This is a genomic window from Xanthomonas sp. NCPPB 1067, assembly GCF_020783795.1.
Taxonomy (GTDB): domain Bacteria; phylum Pseudomonadota; class Gammaproteobacteria; order Xanthomonadales; family Xanthomonadaceae; genus Xanthomonas; species Xanthomonas melonis.
Genome location: NZ_JAJGQG010000015.1, coordinates 37,733 through 53,596 on the forward strand (window position 1 = coordinate 37,733; position 15,864 = coordinate 53,596).

Annotated in this window: 15 protein-coding genes; 12 read left to right on the plus strand and 3 right to left on the minus strand. The window is 66.5% G+C overall.

Annotated features, from left to right (window positions below):
* Nucleotides 1–31: 31 nt before the first annotated feature.
* The 4 genes from LL962_RS12630 (at nucleotide 32) to gnd (ending at nucleotide 3,763) form a co-directional block, all read left to right on the plus strand.
* Nucleotides 32–766 (plus strand): DUF2242 domain-containing protein, encoded by a 735-nt coding sequence (locus LL962_RS12630; RefSeq protein WP_228317140.1) that lies wholly within the window; start codon nucleotides 32–34, stop codon nucleotides 764–766.
* Between the two features lie 125 nt (nucleotides 767–891).
* Nucleotides 892–1,272, plus strand: coding sequence for a glycine zipper 2TM domain-containing protein (locus LL962_RS12635; RefSeq protein WP_104585757.1), 381 nt, complete (start codon nucleotides 892–894; stop codon nucleotides 1,270–1,272).
* 202 nt (nucleotides 1,273–1,474) lie between these two features.
* Nucleotides 1,475–2,800 (plus strand): hypothetical protein, encoded by a 1,326-nt coding sequence (locus tag LL962_RS12640; RefSeq protein WP_228317141.1) that lies wholly within the window; start codon nucleotides 1,475–1,477, stop codon nucleotides 2,798–2,800.
* A 21-nt stretch (nucleotides 2,801–2,821) separates the two neighbouring features.
* Nucleotides 2,822–3,763, plus strand: coding sequence for a phosphogluconate dehydrogenase (NAD(+)-dependent, decarboxylating) (gnd, locus tag LL962_RS12645; protein WP_228317142.1), 942 nt, complete (start codon nucleotides 2,822–2,824; stop codon nucleotides 3,761–3,763).
* Nucleotides 3,764–4,065: 302 nt separating this feature from the next.
* Here gnd and LL962_RS12650 read toward each other — a convergent pair whose 3' ends face one another.
* Nucleotides 4,066–5,124, minus strand: a complete 1,059-nt coding sequence (locus tag LL962_RS12650; protein ID WP_228317143.1) for an oxidoreductase — start codon at nucleotides 5,122–5,124, stop codon at nucleotides 4,066–4,068.
* A 150-nt stretch (nucleotides 5,125–5,274) separates the two neighbouring features.
* On the opposite strand from LL962_RS12650, the gene LL962_RS12655 reads away from it, so the two are divergent.
* The 5 genes from LL962_RS12655 (at nucleotide 5,275) to folK (ending at nucleotide 10,305) form a co-directional block, all read left to right on the plus strand.
* Entirely contained in the window at nucleotides 5,275–5,658 is a 384-nt protein-coding gene (locus LL962_RS12655) for a BON domain-containing protein (protein ID WP_167395207.1), read from the plus strand.
* A 295-nt stretch (nucleotides 5,659–5,953) separates the two neighbouring features.
* Entirely contained in the window at nucleotides 5,954–7,765 is a 1,812-nt protein-coding gene (locus tag LL962_RS12660; RefSeq protein ID WP_228317144.1) for a sensor histidine kinase, read from the plus strand.
* Nucleotides 7,762–8,202, plus strand: coding sequence for a response regulator (locus LL962_RS12665; RefSeq protein WP_104585751.1), 441 nt, complete (start codon nucleotides 7,762–7,764; stop codon nucleotides 8,200–8,202). Before LL962_RS12660 ends, LL962_RS12665 begins: the two co-directional genes overlap by 4 nt.
* Nucleotides 8,203–8,205: 3 nt before the next feature.
* The gene (locus LL962_RS12670) at nucleotides 8,206–9,708 is read left to right on the plus strand and encodes an ATP-binding response regulator (protein ID WP_228317145.1); all 1,503 of its coding nucleotides are present in this window, start codon (nucleotides 8,206–8,208) and stop codon (nucleotides 9,706–9,708) included.
* An 81-nt stretch (nucleotides 9,709–9,789) separates the two neighbouring features.
* A complete protein-coding gene (folK, locus tag LL962_RS12675; RefSeq protein ID WP_104586453.1) occupies nucleotides 9,790–10,305 on the plus strand; it encodes a 2-amino-4-hydroxy-6-hydroxymethyldihydropteridine diphosphokinase in 516 nt (171 codons plus the stop codon).
* A gap of 110 nt (nucleotides 10,306–10,415) precedes the next feature.
* Here the strand turns inward: folK and LL962_RS12680 are convergent, their stop codons facing one another.
* On the minus strand, nucleotides 10,416–11,153 hold the full coding sequence (locus LL962_RS12680; RefSeq protein WP_104585748.1) for a pteridine reductase: 738 nt from the start codon (nucleotides 11,151–11,153) through the stop codon (nucleotides 10,416–10,418).
* Here LL962_RS12680 and LL962_RS12685 point away from each other — a divergent pair.
* Together LL962_RS12685 and LL962_RS12690 are read left to right on the plus strand one after the other, a co-directional pair.
* On the plus strand, nucleotides 11,152–12,405 hold the full coding sequence (locus LL962_RS12685; RefSeq protein WP_208621392.1) for a class I SAM-dependent methyltransferase: 1,254 nt from the start codon (nucleotides 11,152–11,154) through the stop codon (nucleotides 12,403–12,405). The two genes, LL962_RS12680 and LL962_RS12685, sit on opposite strands and share 2 nt — an antisense overlap.
* Nucleotides 12,393–12,806: a VanZ family protein gene (locus LL962_RS12690; RefSeq protein ID WP_228317146.1), complete on the plus strand. Its 414-nt coding sequence runs from the start codon at nucleotides 12,393–12,395 to the stop codon at nucleotides 12,804–12,806. The genes LL962_RS12685 and LL962_RS12690 overlap by 13 nt, the downstream gene beginning before the upstream one ends.
* A 498-nt stretch (nucleotides 12,807–13,304) precedes the next feature.
* On the opposite strand, the gene LL962_RS12695 is transcribed toward LL962_RS12690, so the two are convergent.
* The gene (locus tag LL962_RS12695; RefSeq protein WP_228317147.1) at nucleotides 13,305–14,165 is read right to left on the minus strand and encodes a 2OG-Fe(II) oxygenase; all 861 of its coding nucleotides are present in this window, start codon (nucleotides 14,163–14,165) and stop codon (nucleotides 13,305–13,307) included.
* Nucleotides 14,166–14,351: 186 nt separating this feature from the next.
* Between LL962_RS12695 and LL962_RS12700 the strand changes: the two genes are divergently transcribed.
* The gene (locus LL962_RS12700; RefSeq protein ID WP_228317148.1) at nucleotides 14,352–15,824 is read left to right on the plus strand and encodes a hypothetical protein; all 1,473 of its coding nucleotides are present in this window, start codon (nucleotides 14,352–14,354) and stop codon (nucleotides 15,822–15,824) included.
* The last annotated feature ends 40 nt before the right edge of the window (nucleotides 15,825–15,864 follow it).

Below are 15,864 nucleotides of genomic sequence, written 5' to 3' on the forward strand. Positions count from 1 at the left end.
TTTGCGCGGTTCTGGATGATGGAATCTTGCCATGTCTCGTATTTCCCTGATTGCGCGCGGCGCGCTGCTCGGCACCCTCGCGACCCTGGCCGGCTGCGGTGGCAGCAAGGGCGACAGCATGCTGATGCGCGAGTCGTTCAATTCCGACGACACCTATTCGCGCAATGTTGCCGCAACCTCGCCGCAGGCCTGCGAAGCGGCCCGGCGCGTCCTGTTGAGTCAGGGTTACGCGGTGACGCGCGCGGATGCGGCCGGTGTGGAAGGCAGCAAGAACTTCCAGCTCAAGGAAGCCGAGCAGAGCGAGCAGCTCAACCTGCGCATTTCCTGCGCCAGCCAGGACGACGGCAAGGCGCAGGTGTTCGTCAGCGCGCTGCAGGACCGCTATGCGCTCAAGAAGAGTTCGACGTCGGCCAGCGTCGGGGTGGGCGTCCTGGGGTCGTTGTCGCTGCCGGTGGGCAGCAGCGGCGATTCGCTGGTGCGCGTCTCCAGCACCACCGTGCAGGATGCGGCCTTCTACAAGCGCTTCTTCGAACGCCTGAATTCGTATTTGCCGAAGGTGACCGAGGCGCCGCCCGCGGCGACCGCTGCACCGGCAGCGGTGGCGCGTCCGGCAGCCTCGCCTACTCCTGCTCCCGCCGCGCCGCCTGCCGCAGCGCCCACCCCTGCGGTCGTGGCGCAGCCGCCGGTAGCGCCGCTACCAGTGGAGGCGCAGGACCCGCCGCCTGCGCCGGCTCAGGAGCCGCGCAGCGAACCCGCGACGCCGTGACGCGGAGTTCATGCATCGCTCCGTGGGCTGAATAACGATCGGCACGTTTCACGTTACGTTCTCGAACCCGCGAACAGAGTTCCGGCCATGGCTCGCCGAGTGGGCGAGGATGATGGAGATTGACGATGAAGATGCGTACTTCCCTGCTGGGCATGACCATGATCGGCCTGATGGCCACGAGCACGTTTGCGCAGGCGCAGCGGTATTCGGACCAGGGCCGCTACTCGGAAGCCGACGAAGGCCGCAGGTTCTCCGACGGCACGCGCGTGCGTTGCAGGAACGTCGAAGTGCAGAAGAATTCCACCGACCCGAACCGGATCGGCGGTACGCTGGCCGGTGCTGCCATCGGCGGCTTGCTCGGTAACCAGGTCGGCGGCGGCAACGGCAAGAAGCTCGCCACGGTGGCGGGTGCAGTGGGCGGCGGCATGGCGGGGCGCGCCATTCAGGGCAATCGCCAACAAGCCAACGGCAACCGCCAGGTCGAGCGCGTCTGCGAACGCCGCTGAGCGCCGATCCGCCGCTGAAGAGCGGTCTGCACCGATGTCTGCGAGCCCCGGCCATGCCGGGGCTTTTTCAATCCAGCCGGCAGCACCGCTGCCCTGTCCACGACATAACGATGCGTTACAGCAAGTCCATGGCAATCAGCAATTGCACCTTGTCGGATGGATGGATCCGGCATGCGGTGCGGTGGTGAGGCCCACTGCCGCGATGCGGCCTCGCGTCCAGGCACTGCTGTGCGCCACGCTCCTGCTCATCGTGCAGGTTCCGCACGCGGCTGCCATCACGTCGGCGCCGGTGACCGATGCCGCAGGGAGCGACTGCGTGGAGCTGTTGCTGCGCCGGCTGGGTTGGCGGATCCAGCATGCCGCGATCGACACCGTGGCGATCCAGCGCGGAGCGCCATGCACGCGCGCCTCGCTCGCGCAGGCGCAGGCGGCTGGCGATCTGCAGATCAGCCTGCCCGTCGGCTGGAGCGCCGGGCAGCGCCATGTGATGTTCGAGAGGTTGCTGGACGACCCCGCAACGCTGTGCGCTTACGGGTTCGAACTCGGCGCGGCCACCCGCCGCGCCGTCACCCGGCTGCAGGACAATCCGCACTACCGTTTCTCAGCGCTGCAACTGGGCTGGATCGGCTTCGGCTGGCGCGGTGCTGCCGCACAGGGATGGAGCCGATTCCGTAGCTTCGGCCGAGGCTATCAGCCGGCCGCCAGCAATGCGCGGGCGCTGGATGCGTTCTATCGCGGTCACGTGCGTTCCGAGTGCGGGGTGGGGCGGCAAGTGGCCCAGCTCGCCACCCAGCGCGAGCTGTATGGCGATGCGGGATTCGATCGCGCGTTCACGCCTGGCGAGCTGTCGATCGGCACGTTCCTGACCTTGCACGACACCGACAGCATCCTGCTCGGCGCGCACGCTGGCGAATTCTTCGCCGACGGCAAGGCGGTCAAGACCTCGCAACTGGGGCGGCAAGCCTTCGTAGGCGCACCGGGTTTCATCGCGCACGTCTTCGACAAGCGCTATCTGGACGATATCCATAACCAGGCCGAGAACTTCGTGGTGGTGGATGTGGGCGATGCGGCGGCACAGGCGCTGGCGCGGCATGGCGGGTTCGCCTACTACGATGCGCTCAACCGCAGGATCTGGGAACTGGCCAGGTCGTTGCGCGGGCCGGGCAAGCGCAGATTCGAGCGGCTGCTCTACGAGCGCGATGCGCGCCTGCGCGTCAGTCTCGATCCGCAGCAGCAGACACGACTGCAACAGGTGCAGGAGCTGCTGGACGATCCGTTCTATCGCCAATTCCAGGTCTACGTGCATCCCAAGGGAGTCAAGCCGATCGGCTACCACGTGGCGCGGTTGCTCGACCGCAACCCACGCACGCCGTACGCGATCGATCTGACCCTGCACAACCTGCACAGCAGCCTGTACCGGCGATGGATCGACTGGCAGCTGCAGCAGTGCAGCGGCAACGCCGTGACGGAACAATCCATTGAGAATTCCAACACACCAATCTACAGCGGGCATGGCACCCTGCACTGATCAGAACACGAGGAGCGATTCATGGAACTGGGTATGGTGGGCTTGGGCCGGATGGGCGCCAACATGGCCGAGCGTCTGGTGCGTGGCGGGCATCGTGTGCATGGTTACGATCCGGGCGCGAGCGCGCGCAGCAGCGCACAGGCCAAGGGCATCGTCACTGCCGAGGCGCTGGAAGCGCTGGTGTCCGCATTGCCGCAGCCAAAGGTGGTGTGGTTGATGGTGCCCGCCGGCAAGATCGTCGATGACACCCTGGCGCAACTGGTACCGCTGCTGCAGGCCGGCGACATCGTCGTGGATGGTGGCAACTCGTATTACAAGGATTCGCAGCGCCGCGCCGAGCAGCTGCAGGCCAGCGGCATCGCCTTCGTCGACTGCGGCACCAGTGGGGGTGTCTGGGGCCTGCAGGAAGGCTACAGCCTGATGGTCGGTGGCGACGAGGCCGCGGTGACCACGTTGCATCCGATCCTGGCCACGCTGGCGCCTGCTCCGGACAAGGGGTGGGGGCGGGTGGGCCCGAGCGGCGCCGGTCACTTCACCAAGATGGTCCACAACGGCATCGAATACGGAATGATGCAGGCCTATGCCGAGGGCTTCGCGCTGCTGCAGCACAAGACCGATTTTGCGCTGGATCTGCATCAGGTCTCGGAGATCTGGCGCGACGGCAGCGTGGTGCGCTCCTGGCTGCTGGACCTGACGGCCGATGCGCTGCGACACAACCCGACCATGGGAGGTATCGCGCCCTTCGTGGCCGATTCCGGCGAAGGGCGCTGGACGGTGGCCGAGGCGATCGATCTGGAAGTCTCGGCGCCGGTCATCACGTTGTCGTTGATGGAACGCCTGCGCTCGCGCGACAAGGATTCGTTCACCGACAAGCTGCTGGCGGCGATGCGCAACCAGTTCGGTGGTCACGCGGTGATGTCGGCCGTCACAACGGCGCCGGCGAGCGGCAGCAAGGACGCCTGAGCGCGGCTGGCAGCTGAGCGCGCGAGCGTGAGCGCGTGCGTCGCGTGGGGCGGGGCTTGTGATCGGAGTTCGACGCTGCCCCGCCGCGAACGGCGATGGCAGGACAGCGGCGAGCGAAGGTTCGCGCAGGGATACTCCGCTGTCGGCTCGCAACAGCACTCTCACCGGGCGCGCGGCAATGCGCGTGCCTTGTCCGCTTGCACGTCCCGCGCAGGCGGCGACGTCAGGGGATGGCCAGCGCACCGGCACGCAAGTGCGCAGCGTCCAGGCGCGGCTTGCGCAACGGATACGGCTGTCAGCCGTTATCGGCCAGGTGAATCACCCAGCCACTGCACCTGGCCGGTGGTGGCGCTGCGTCGGGCCAACTCCAGCAACTGCATCAGCTGCACGGCATCGGTCGCGCTGACCGGTGCGGGGCCATTGCCGGCCAGCGCATCGCGGAATGCGGCATAGCACTGCCGGTAGTCGCCGGGCTGATTGTCCGGCTGGTGGGTGTGCATGCGGCCTTCCTCATCCACGCGGGTCAGCGTGCCGGGCAACGGATCCACGCCCCAGCCGACGGTGCCGGGTCGGCGACCGGCACGCAGCTGGTCTTCCTGCGTATCCAGTCCGTGCTTGAGATAGCTGCCGCGGCTGCCGTGCACCGCAAAGCGCAGCCGGTTGTCGGCCACCAGGGAGCCGGCGTGCAGGATCGCCCGTAACCGCGGGTAGTGCAGGGTGACGTGGAAATAATCGTCGCTACGCGCCTGGCTGCGTTGAGGCAGCAGGTCGGCAGCGATCGCCTGTGGTGCTCCGAACAGCTGCACTGCCTGGTCGAGCAGATGCGGGCCGAGGTCGTACCACAGCCCGGCGCCGGGAATATCGCTTTCGCGCCAGCGGTCGCGTACCTGTGGGCGATACCGATCGAAGTGCGAATGGAATTCCACCACCTCGCCCAGCAGGCCTTCGTCGATCAATCGGCGCACGGTCAGGAAGTCCGCGTCCCAGCGACGATTCTGGAACACGCTGACGATGCGCCCGGCGGTTGCCGCCGCCTGCATCACTGCACGCGCCTGATCGGCATCCAGCGTGAATGGCTTGTCCGCCAGCACATGTTTGCCGGCCGCCAGGGCCTGCAACGCGAAAGGCGCGTGGGTCTGGTTGGGAGTGGCCAGCACCACCGCGTCCAGCGCGGGATCGGCCAGCGCAGTGTCGAGATCGGCGATGACGGTGACGTCGGGAAAATCGGCCTGCGCCAGTTGTGGCTTGGACGACACCACGCTGTGCAAACGCAGGCCGGGCGTGGCCGCGATCAGGGGTGCATGGAAGGTGCGGCCGACATAGCCGTAGCCGACGACGGCCAGATTGAACGGTTTAGGCATTGAAAACGGTTCATTGCAACGACGGAGGAGGCCTGCATGGTATTGCACCCACCTGTGTGCGCCGGGTTCACAGCTCTTGCATGCTGCGGTCACGTCTGCTCGACGGGCGCGGCCGCAAGCTTGCCGCCACGTTCAACAGGAGTGGCTGAGATGAAGAAGATGATGCATGCACGTAAATTGCTCGCGCTGTCGTTGTCGCTGGGCCTGACCCTGGGCGCCACGCAGGCGTTTGCCGCGCCGCAGGACATGGGAGCGCACAAGGATCACGCGGCCAAGGATCACGCGGCCGGCATGAACGAGTCCAAGAAGCCGGTGACCGACACCTGGATCACCACCAAGGTGAAGGCGGACCTTCTGGCCACCGACAACGTGTCCGGCACCGACGTCAAGGTCGAAACCAAGAACGGCATCGTGATGCTGACCGGTACGGTCGCCACCCAGGCCGAGCATGACAAGGCGGTAGCCGTGGCCAAGGGCATCGAAGGCGTCAAGAGCGTCAAGGCCACCGGGCTGAAAGTCACTGCCAAGCAGTGAGGTCCTGACGCCGTTGCGGATGCCGGACCTGCCGAGGCGAGGCGGCAGGTCCGACACGAGGCGCACCCTAGCGGGTGCGTCTTTTTTTATGGATGCTGGGTCCAGACCGTCAGCCCGAGAGCGACAACCTGAGCAGGTTCGCTCTCGCCGTTTTCACCAGCGTTGCACGTATCATATGCCTATTCAGGCATGTCAGGGTTGGATGGACTGGCCTGAATCATTCATCTCATCGTTGGCGCGATCGGAGACAATGCCGGCTCGCCCCGACACGCAGCGAGCGGATACAGACATAGCAATGCAGACAACGTCCCAAGCAGACAGATGGGATCGCTGGAGACTGCCATCGTTGGCGGCTGCCGTGTTCCTGATCGTGGTGGTGCCGGCGTTGCTGTTGCAGCAGATGGCGCGCAACGCCAACCAGGCGGCGGTGCGGGTTACCCATAGTCACGAGGTGCAGGAAACTGCGCAGCGCCTGGAAGCGGCGATGCGCGACACCGAGTCGGCCGCACTGATGCGCTCGCACGGGATGCACCATCCGGCGCTGGATGAACGCATGCGCCGCGGCCGACGCGAGGCCCTGGCCGCGGTCAGGCAGCTGATCGAACTGACCAGCGACAACCCGGCCCAGCAGGTGCGCATGGGGCGCATCCAGAGCACCATCGAGCGCCGCCTGCTGCTGGCCGAACGCATCGCCGCAACCACCGAGCCGGCGCAGATCCGCGCGCTGATCGAAGACATGACCGTGAACAACCCGATCCGGGTGTTGATCGACGAACTGCAGGGTGCCGAAGGCCGGATGCTGGAGTTTCGCAATGCGCGGGCGGAGACCGAACGCGTGCATTTCGCGGTGCTGAGCTGGGCGGCGCTGGCAGTACAGCTGCTGCTGCTCACCTCGGTGATCTGGCTGTTGCAACGTCAGATCCGGCGTCGCCTGGCGGCCGAGCAGGAGTACCTGCGTGCCAACGGCCGCGCCGGCTCGGTGCTGCAGACCGTGCGCGAACCGATCGTGCTGCTGGATTCGCGCAGGCGCATCGTGCTGCACAACCCTGCGTTCGCCGATCTGTACGGACTGGAGGAGCGCGGCAACGAGCTGATGGCGCTGGAAGACGTGGGCGACGGGGTCTGGCGCGATGCGCAGATTCACCAGCGGCTGGCCGACGTGCTGCTGCGCGACCGCGAGCTTTGGGATTTCGAGCACGAACAGCGCGCAGCCGATGGCGTGCTGCGCACCATGTTGATCAACGCGCGGCGCATGCCCTTGCCCGATACGGTCGATGAGGATGTGGTGCTGATGACGGTCAGCGATATCAGCGTGCAGAAGGCTACGCAGCTGCGCATCCAGGAACTCAACCGGCAGATGGAAGGCAAGGTGGAGCAGGTGTCGGAGGTCAACCGCGAGCTGGAAGCCTTCAGCTATTCGGTCTCGCACGATCTGCGCGCTCCCTTGCGCCATGTGGCCGGTTTTTCGGACAAGCTGGCGCGCCATCTGGGCGATGCGGCGGACGAGAAATCGCGCCATTACATGGAAGTCATCAGCAGCTCGGCGCGGCGCATGGCGTCGCTGATCGACGATCTGCTGGTGTATTCGCGCCTGGGCCGCAGTGCGCTGCGCCTGCAGGCGGTGGACATGCAGTCGCTGGTGGCCGAAACGCGTGCGATTCTGGATTCGAACGTGCAGAGCGAAAACACCGGCCACCGTGTGGACTGGCATATCGCACCGCTGCCGGTGCTGGTGGCCGACGAGAACATGATGCGCCAGCTGTGGATGAACCTGCTGGGCAATGCGGTCAAGTACAGCGCCAAGCGCGAGGTGGCCCGGATCGAGGTCACCTATACGCTGACCCAGGAAGGCGGCCACCAGTTCAGCGTGCGCGACAACGGTGCCGGCTTCGACATGGAGTACAGCGCCAAGCTGTTCGGCGTGTTCCAGCGGCTGCACAAGGCCAGCGAGTACGCCGGTACCGGCATCGGCCTGGCCAGCGTGCGCCGCGTGCTGGCGCGTCATGGCGGCCGCATCTGGGCCGAAGGCGCCGTCGATGAAGGTGCTACGTTCTATTTCGAGCTTCCCCCTGCGCCTGAAGCGCCCAACCAAGAGTTCACCGTATGACCGCCATTCGTACCATCCTTCTGGCAGAAGACAGCCCGGCCGACGCGGAAATGGCCGTCGACGCGCTGCGCGAAGCCCGCCTGGCCAATCCCATCGTGCATGTCGAGGACGGCGTGGAGGCGATGGACTATCTGTTGCGCCGTGGCGCGTTCGCTGACCGCGAGGAAGGGCTGCCCGCCGTCCTGCTGCTGGACATCAAGATGCCGCGCCTGGACGGGCTCGAGGTGCTCAAGCAGGTGCGCAGCGACGAGGCGCTCAAACGCCTGCCGGTGGTGATCCTGTCCTCTTCGCGCGAAGAGAGCGATCTTGCGCGCAGCTGGGATCTGGGCGTCAATGCCTATGTCGTCAAGCCGGTGGATGTGGATCAGTTCTTCAACGCGGTCAAGACGCTGGGTACCTTCTGGGCAGTCATCAACCAGGCACCGGAGCTGGACTGAACCATGCCGCATGAGGGGGGCAAACTGGAGCAGCTGAAGATCCTTCTGGTGGAAGATTCACCGGAGGACGCCGAGCTGTTGTCCGATCAGTTGCTGGATGCCGGCATCGACGCGGCATTCGAGCGCGTGGACAGCGAGCCGTCGCTGCGCAGTGCGCTGGAGACGTTTGCGCCGGATATCGTGCTGTCGGACCTGAGCATGCCCGGCTTTTCCGGGCATCAGGCGTTACGCCTGGTGCGCCAGAACGGTGCAACCCCCTTCATCTTCGTCTCCGGCACCATGGGCGAAGAAACCGCGGTCAAGGCGCTGCAGGATGGCGCCAACGATTACATCATCAAGCACAACCCCACCCGCCTGCCGAGCGCGGTGACGCGGGCGATCCGCGAAGCGCGCGCCGAGCTGGAGCGCCAGCGGGTGGAAAGCGAACTGATGCGGGCGCAGCGGTTGGAGAGCCTGGCCATGCTGGCGGCCGGGTTGAGCCACGACCTGCGCAACATCCTGCAGCCATTGCTGATCGTTCCCGACCTGCTGGCCGGGCGCACCGACGACCCGCAGTTGCGTCAGCTCGCCAATGTGGTGGCCGAATGCGGCCGCCGCGGGCACGAGATGGCCGAGTCGATGCTGTCGTTCGTGCGCGGTTCCAACAAGCCGCGCGAACAGGTCTCCATCGCCAACCTGTTCCAGGCGGTGCAGATGCTGCTCAGGAGCAGCCTGCCCGATGGCGTGCGCCTGCAGATGGATCCGATCCCGGCGGATCTGACCATCGAAGCCAATTACACCGAGCTGCAGCAATGTCTGCTCAATCTGGGGCTGAACGCGATCCAGGCGATGCCCGGCGGCGGCAGCCTGCTGCTGGCCGCCGATCGCTACGATTCCACACGCGTGCGCATGAGCGTGGCCGACACCGGCATGGGCATGAGCGATGAGACCCGCGCACGTCTGTTCAGTCCGTTCTTCACCACCAAGGCCGATGGCACCGGCCTGGGCTTGATCTCGTGCAAGCGCATCGTGGAAAGCTACGGCGGCAGCATCCAGGTGGACAGCCAGCTGGGCAAGGGCACGCGTTTCGACATGATCGTGCCGATGCGCGCGGCACCGGCGCCGGTGGCCGATGCCGAACTGCCGCTCGCGCTGGGTCATGGCCAGCGCATCCTGCTGGTGGATGGCGAGGCCACGCGGCTGTCGCTGCTCGGCAATGCCTTGTCCAGCCAGGGCTACCAGCCGCAGTTGGCGACCGATGGCGCGGCGGCGCTGCAGCTGGTGCAGCAGCACGCCATGCCGGACCTGGTGATCATCGACAGCGACATCATCATGCTGTCTGCAGTGAGCGTGCTGCTGAGCATGCAGGAGCTGGGCTACCAGGGACCGGCGATCGTGCTGGAAGATGTCGGCTCGCCGCTCCAGCGTGCGCATTTCCCACCGGATATCCCGGTGCACGTGCTGCGCAAACCGCTGGAAATGCGGCGGGTGTTCCGCGCGGTGGCGCACGCGCTGGAAGTGGCCTGACGCCCCTGCCGGAACGTGCAGGCGCGGACCGGCGCATCTGCAACAGTTGACGCTGATGCCGGCTGCATGCGCGAATACCGCATGACCACCGTGCTCCTCAGCCTGGGCAGCAACGTCCAGCCGACCCACTATCTGCACCTGGCCGTGGCGGCCTTGCGCGCGCGCTTCGGCCCGCTCCTGGTATCCCCTGCCTATCGAACACCGGCCGTCGGTTTCGATGGGCCGGACTTCGTCAACAATGCGGTCGCCTTGCAGACCGAGCTGGACCTGCATGCGCTGGACCGTTGGCTGCACGCGCTGGAAGATGCACACGGGCGCGATCGTAGCGGGCCGCGCTTCAGCGACCGCACGCTGGACGTGGACGTGGTGTTCTTCGGCGATCGCATCGTCCAAGGGCCGGGGCAGTTGCGTATTCCGCGCCCCGAGCTCAAGCATGCCTTCGTGCTCAAGCCGCTGGCCGATATCGCGCCGGAGTTCGTCGACCCGTTGAGCGGCCAGACGCTGGCCGCGCTATGGAAGGCGCACCCGCAGCACGCCGACGCGTTCACGACGGTGGAACTGGCCGCTGCGCCCGCAGCGCTGGGTATGGCGCAGTAGCGCCTCGTGTTGCGCCGCTGGGCTCTGCACCTGCGGGACGCTATCCGGACACGGCCGGGGACGTCGCGTTGGCGGCGCAAAAACGGCGCGGCCTTCCGTGCATGGACCTGCTAGCTCAGTTGGCGGCCGCCATCCACGTGCAGGGTCTGCCCGGTGACGAAACCGGCATCGGCCAGCAACCAGCGCACCGCTTCGGCGATCTCTTCCGGTGTGCCGGTGCGCGCCAATGGGGTGCGTGCGAGCAGCGCCTGCTTGGCATCGGCGGCCTTGCCTTCTTCCGGCCACAGGATCGCGCCGGGCGCCACCGCGTTGACGCGCACATCCGGCGCCAATTCCAGCGCGAGCGAACGGGTCAGCATTTCCAGCGCGCTCTTGGAGGCGCCATACAGCGGATGATGGCGCATCGGTTGCTGCGCATGCAGATCGGTCAGGTTCACGATGGCGCCGCGGTGCTGGCGCAGTTGCGCGGCGGCGGCCTGGGCGATGAAGAACGGGGCTCGCGCATTGACCGCGAACAAGTCGTCCCACTGCGCCGGCGTGGCCTCGCCCAGCGCGGTGGGATAGAACGCCGAGGCATTGTTGACCACGGCGTCCAGGCGGCCGAAGGCGGCAAGACAGTCGGCGACCAGTTGCGCCGGCGCCTGCGGCAGACGCAGGTCCGCGTGCAGGGCGTGTGCGCTGGCGGGGCGTTGCGCGCACAGCTCGGCCACGCGCGCGCTCAGCGCCTGGCCGGAGCTGTGCGCATGCAGCGCGACGCGGTAGCCGGCGGCGTGCAGGGTGGTGGCAATCTGCGCGCCGATGCGGCGGCCTGCACCGGTGATCAGCACCACCTTGGAACTGTCTGTCATGGCGTACTCGCTCGGCGTCGCGGAGGGCTCGGCTATGCTGTGCATTGTCTTCGCAACCGGTGCCCGCATGCACGCCGACCTTCCCACCCCCGATTCGGACGCACTGGCGCATAGCGATCGGTTGGCCGCTCACCTGCGCGCCGAAATCCAGGCGGCCGGCGGGGCGATCCCGTTCTCGCGCTTCATGGAGCTGGCGTTGTATGCGCCGGGCCTGGGCTATTACAGCGCCGGATCGAGCAAGTTCGGCGACAGCGGCGATTTCGTCACCGCGCCCGAACTCGGGCCGCTGTTCGCGGCCACCGTCTCCGGCGCGCTGGCGCCGGTGCTGCAGCAGCTTGGGCCACAGGCGCGGGTGCTGGAGGTGGGCGGCGGCAGCGGCGCGTTCGCCGAAGTCATGCTCAAGCGGCTGCTGGAGCTGGATGCGTTGCCGGAGCGCTATGCCATTCTCGAGCCCAGTGCGGATCTGCGCGAGCGTCAGCGCGAGCGGCTGGGCCGTAGTCTGATTCCACCGGTGTTCGATCTGGTCGAGTGGCTGGACGCTCCGTTCCCTGACGATTGGGACGGCGTGCTGTTCGCCAACGAGGTCATCGATGCCTTGCCCACGCCGCGTTTTGCGATACGCGACGGGCAGGTCTATGAAGAGACGGTGGTGCTGGATGCACAGCAGCGGTTCGCGCGCGGCGAGCAGCCTGCCGATGCCTTGTTGAGCGCGGCCGTGCGGCATCTGGAGCGCTATCTGGAGCAGCCGTTCGCCGAGGGCTATCGCTCCGAGTTGCTGCCGCAACTGCCGTACTGGGTGCAGGCGGTGGCCGGCGGGTTGAAGCGTGGTGCGATGCTGTTCGTCGATTACGGCTACCCGCGTGGCGAGTTCTACCGCCCGCAGCGCGAAGACGGCACCTTGCGCGCGTTCTACCGGCATCGCATGCATGAGGACCTGTACCTGTGGCCCGGTTTGCAGGATCTCACTGCCTCGGTGGACTTCACCGCGCTGGCCGAAGCCGGTACCGGGGCGGGCTTCGAGTTGGCGGGTTACTGCACGCAGGCCAGCTTCCTGCTCGGCAATGGCATGGATGCGTTGCTGACGCAGGCCGATGCGCGTACCGACGAGGTCGGCCGCATGCGTCTGCGGCAGCAGGTCAAGCAGCTCACCTTGCCCAGCGAGATGGGCGAGCGCTTCCAGGTGATGGGGTTTGCGCGCGATGTGGATTTCGCCCCGGCCTTTCTGGCCGGCGATCTCACGTGGCGGCTGTGACCGCGGCGCTGCGGCCGTTCCATCGGCCAAGCGTGTGGGTGGGGCTGTGGATCGCCGCGATCGTGGTACTGATCGCGGTATGCCTGGGGCCGCCGCCGGAGTTCCCCGAGCTGCCGTCCAATAGCGACAAGGCCGAGCACTTCCTGAGTTTCGCGCTGCTGAGCTGGGGGGCGGTGCAATTGTTCGCGACCCGCCGCGCACTGCTGCTGGCTGCATTCGGTCTGGTGTTGCTGGGCATCGGGATCGAGATCGCGCAGGGTGCACTGACCACCAACCGCAGCGCCGATCCGTACGATGCGCTGGCCGACACGCTGGGGATCCTGGCAGGCCTGTGCCTGGCGTGGACGCCGTTGCGACTGGTGATGTTGCGCATGGATAAGCGCTTGTTTGGGTCGCGCTGATTGTTTGGCAACGCGGTGCGATCGGGGCTGCAGATTCACTGCAGGGCCATTGCCCGCCCACCATCGCGGGACACGCTGCAAGTACGTCCTTGTAGCTCTTATGCGGCATCCGTGCCGCGTAAGGTCTCGCGACGGTGGGCGGGCAAGGACCAGTCGAGTTCATCGTGTGCACCGATCGCTATGCAGCAGCCAGAAAGTCGCGTGACGCGGTGTCCTCGCTCTTCAATAAAACGACCATTCAACTTTCTGGTGCGGTGTCCTTGCCGCTTGCGGGACCGTTGGCGGCATGGATGCCGCCATCGAGACCCATGGATGGGTTCACGGCGTGTCCCGCGAGTGGCGAGGGCACCCCGCGCTCGGCCCGCTCGGCTTTAGACGGTATCCGAACCCCGCCACGACGCAACGCCCCTGTCGCGAGGAGCCGATCCGACCAGTTGGGTGGGTCATCCAGGACGATCGTCGTGCACCTGGGGGCTGCGTAAGCATTGAGCTCCGCGTTCAGCCGGGCATATGCACTGCGCGCTCGCGCAGCCACTTGGTGGCCACCCACTTTTCCCCGGCCAGCACCGGTGCGCCGGCGTGCAGGCTGCGCGTCATCGGGTGTGGGCGGTCGTAGCTGAAAAACACCGCATTGCCTTTCACCGCGGCCACGTCCAGGTGCGCCTCCGGAAAGCGCGTGGCGCCGCCACGTTCGGGCGTGTTGAGGTACATCACCAACGAGGCCACGCGCTGGCCGCCAGCGCGCAGCAGCACGGGCGTGCCGGCCGCATCCGGGTCGAAGTAATCGTAATGGGGCTGATACTCGGCGCCGGTGGCGTAGCGCAGGACCTGCAGGCCCTCGCCGTGCTCCACCGGCCAGTCGAGCAGGCGTGCGATGCGCGCTTCGATCCGTTGGCATAGCGCGTCCTGCCCAAGCTGCAGGTACATGCTGTCGCTGGTGCGCGCGGCATGGACGATCTGCGCGCCGCTGCCGTTGTCCACGGTGCGCGAGCGCGCCAGGTATGGATGCGCCATGGCGATCAATGCATCGCATTCGGCCTCGGAGAGAAAGCTGCCCAGCACCACGACGCGGGGCAACAACAGGCTGACCAGCACGCGCACCTGACGATCACCCAGGTCCAGCAGCGAGGCATCGTCGTGTTGCAGCACCGCGGGCACGCGCACCGGCAGCGGCAAGTCGTTCGCTCGTGCATGCCGCTCGATGTGGTCGCGCAGCAGCGCTTCGACTGCGTCGATGGCGTCCTGCTCGTTCCAGCCTCGCTCCAGCAGCGGCTGTAGCGCCTGCTCGGGCGGGCGTCCGGCCATGGCTTGCGCCACGATCCAGTCGGCCAACGTGTCGGGGATAGCGATGGATGTCATCCCTCTACAGTGCATGCGGACGTGTGTCAGCGATGTGTCAAATGTGTCGCGGTAAGACAAATGCAACAGACGCTCCCTATAAAGGTGACGGGGATCTTGAACGTGCTCGCCACTGCAGTGAGCGGAACGCAACCATTCTTGACGACTCCTCTTCATACCGGACCTTTTGACCTGGAGATCAGCCGCATGTCCGTTCGCAATAGCAGCAAGACACTTTTGATGACGTTTGGAACCGCACTGGCGCTGTCGGCCTGCGGTGGCGGTGCCGATCGTGTCGCTTCGCCGGGCGAAGGCGCGTTTCCGCCGGCGCCAGCGCCCGTGCCGACACCAGCGCCCACGCCCGCTCCGACGCCGGCGCCTGCACCAAGCGGCCCGGCCGCCGATTGCCCGACCGGCTTTTCCAACGTCGGCACCATCGCCAACAACACGCTGCGTGCCTGCCAGTTGCCGGAAACCATCACCGGCAATCTGGTGGTGCCCGCACGCGCGGGCACCGCGTATTCGATCAGCGGGCGCGTCAACGTGGGGACCGACCGCGGCGGCAATGCCAGCGCGCCGGCCGCAGGCAGCACCCAGGGCATCCTGACCGTCGAGCCGGGCGTGACCCTGTACGGCTCGTCGGGCAGCGACTACATCGTGGTCAACCGCGGTTCGCAGATCTTCGCCGAGGGTAGTGCCACCGCACCGATCGTGTTCACCGCGCGGCAGGCACTGGAAGGTCAGGTCAGCGCCAACACCATCGGCCTGTGGGGCGGCATCGTGGTGCTGGGGCGTGCGGCGATCAACAACTGCCCGGGCGCCACGGTGTCCGGCACGCCGGAATGCCAGGCGCAGGTGGAGGGCACCAACGCGTTCTACGGCGGCAACAGCGCCACCGACAACAGCGGCGCGCTGCGCTACCTGCGTGTGATGTACTCGGGCTTCGAAATCTCGCCCAACAACGAACTGCAGGGCATCACGCTTGCCGGCGTGGGCAGCGGCACGCGCCTGGATTACGTGCAGATCCACAACAGCTCCGACGATGGTATCGAATGGTTCGGCGGTACCGTCAACGGCGGCCACATTGTCATTACCGGTGCCGACGACGATTCGCTGGATACCGACGCCGGCTGGAGCGGTGCACTGCAGTTCGGCATCGTGGTGCAGCGCGCCGGTGGCGGCGATCGCATGAACGAGTGGAGCAGCCTGCGTCGCCAGCCGTATTCGCGTCCGAAGGTGGCCAACTTCACCTATGTGGGCAATGCCCGCGCCGGTGCAGCGATCATGCTCAACCAGGGCACGCAGGCAGCGTTCTACAATTCGGTGGTCACGCGTCCGGCCGGAGGCACCGGTGATGGTCTGGTTTGCTTCAACCTGGCCGATACCGACACGCTCGGTACCTTCAACTCGGTGTTCTTCGCCTGTCCGACCGCATTCGGTAGCGACCCGCGCGCGGCCAGCCAGTTTGCGGCCGGTACCAACAACGTCGCCAACGGCGTGTCCACGCTGCAGAACACCTTCGTCAATGGTGCCAATGAAAGCGCCGTGCCGGCGTTCCAGGGCTTGAACGGGGTGAGCAGCTTCTTCCAGCAGGTGAACTACATCGGTGGCGTGCGTGATGCCAACGACACCTGGTGGCAGGGCTGGACCTGCGGTCTGACCGCCGATCGTCCCTGCTGAGGCACGGCATCGCGCGGCGGCCCGATGCCGCCGCGCGATG

Bases quoted from the DNA above. Each gene is read 5' to 3' on its own strand.
- LL962_RS12695 (WP_228317147.1), bottom strand. From the start codon at position 14,165: ATGACATCCATCGCTATCCCCGACACGTTGGCCGACTGGATCGTGGCG.
- LL962_RS12665 (WP_104585751.1), top strand. From the start codon at position 7,762: ATGACCGCCATTCGTACCATCCTTCTGGCAGAAGACAGCCCGGCCGAC.
- LL962_RS12630 (WP_228317140.1), top strand. From the start codon at position 32: ATGTCTCGTATTTCCCTGATTGCGCGCGGCGCGCTGCTCGGCACCCTC.
- LL962_RS12650 (WP_228317143.1), bottom strand. From the start codon at position 5,124: ATGCCTAAACCGTTCAATCTGGCCGTCGTCGGCTACGGCTATGTCGGC.
- LL962_RS12640 (WP_228317141.1), top strand. From the start codon at position 1,475: ATGCGGCCTCGCGTCCAGGCACTGCTGTGCGCCACGCTCCTGCTCATC.
- LL962_RS12700 (WP_228317148.1), top strand. From the start codon at position 14,352: ATGTCCGTTCGCAATAGCAGCAAGACACTTTTGATGACGTTTGGAACC.
- LL962_RS12670 (WP_228317145.1), top strand. From the start codon at position 8,206: ATGCCGCATGAGGGGGGCAAACTGGAGCAGCTGAAGATCCTTCTGGTG.
- LL962_RS12655 (WP_167395207.1), top strand. From the start codon at position 5,275: ATGAAGAAGATGATGCATGCACGTAAATTGCTCGCGCTGTCGTTGTCG.
- gnd (WP_228317142.1), top strand. From the start codon at position 2,822: ATGGAACTGGGTATGGTGGGCTTGGGCCGGATGGGCGCCAACATGGCC.
- LL962_RS12635 (WP_104585757.1), top strand. From the start codon at position 892: ATGAAGATGCGTACTTCCCTGCTGGGCATGACCATGATCGGCCTGATG.
- LL962_RS12660 (WP_228317144.1), top strand. From the start codon at position 5,954: ATGCAGACAACGTCCCAAGCAGACAGATGGGATCGCTGGAGACTGCCA.
- LL962_RS12685 (WP_208621392.1), top strand. From the start codon at position 11,152: ATGGCGTACTCGCTCGGCGTCGCGGAGGGCTCGGCTATGCTGTGCATT.
- folK (WP_104586453.1), top strand. From the start codon at position 9,790: ATGACCACCGTGCTCCTCAGCCTGGGCAGCAACGTCCAGCCGACCCAC.
- LL962_RS12680 (WP_104585748.1), bottom strand. From the start codon at position 11,153: ATGACAGACAGTTCCAAGGTGGTGCTGATCACCGGTGCAGGCCGCCGC.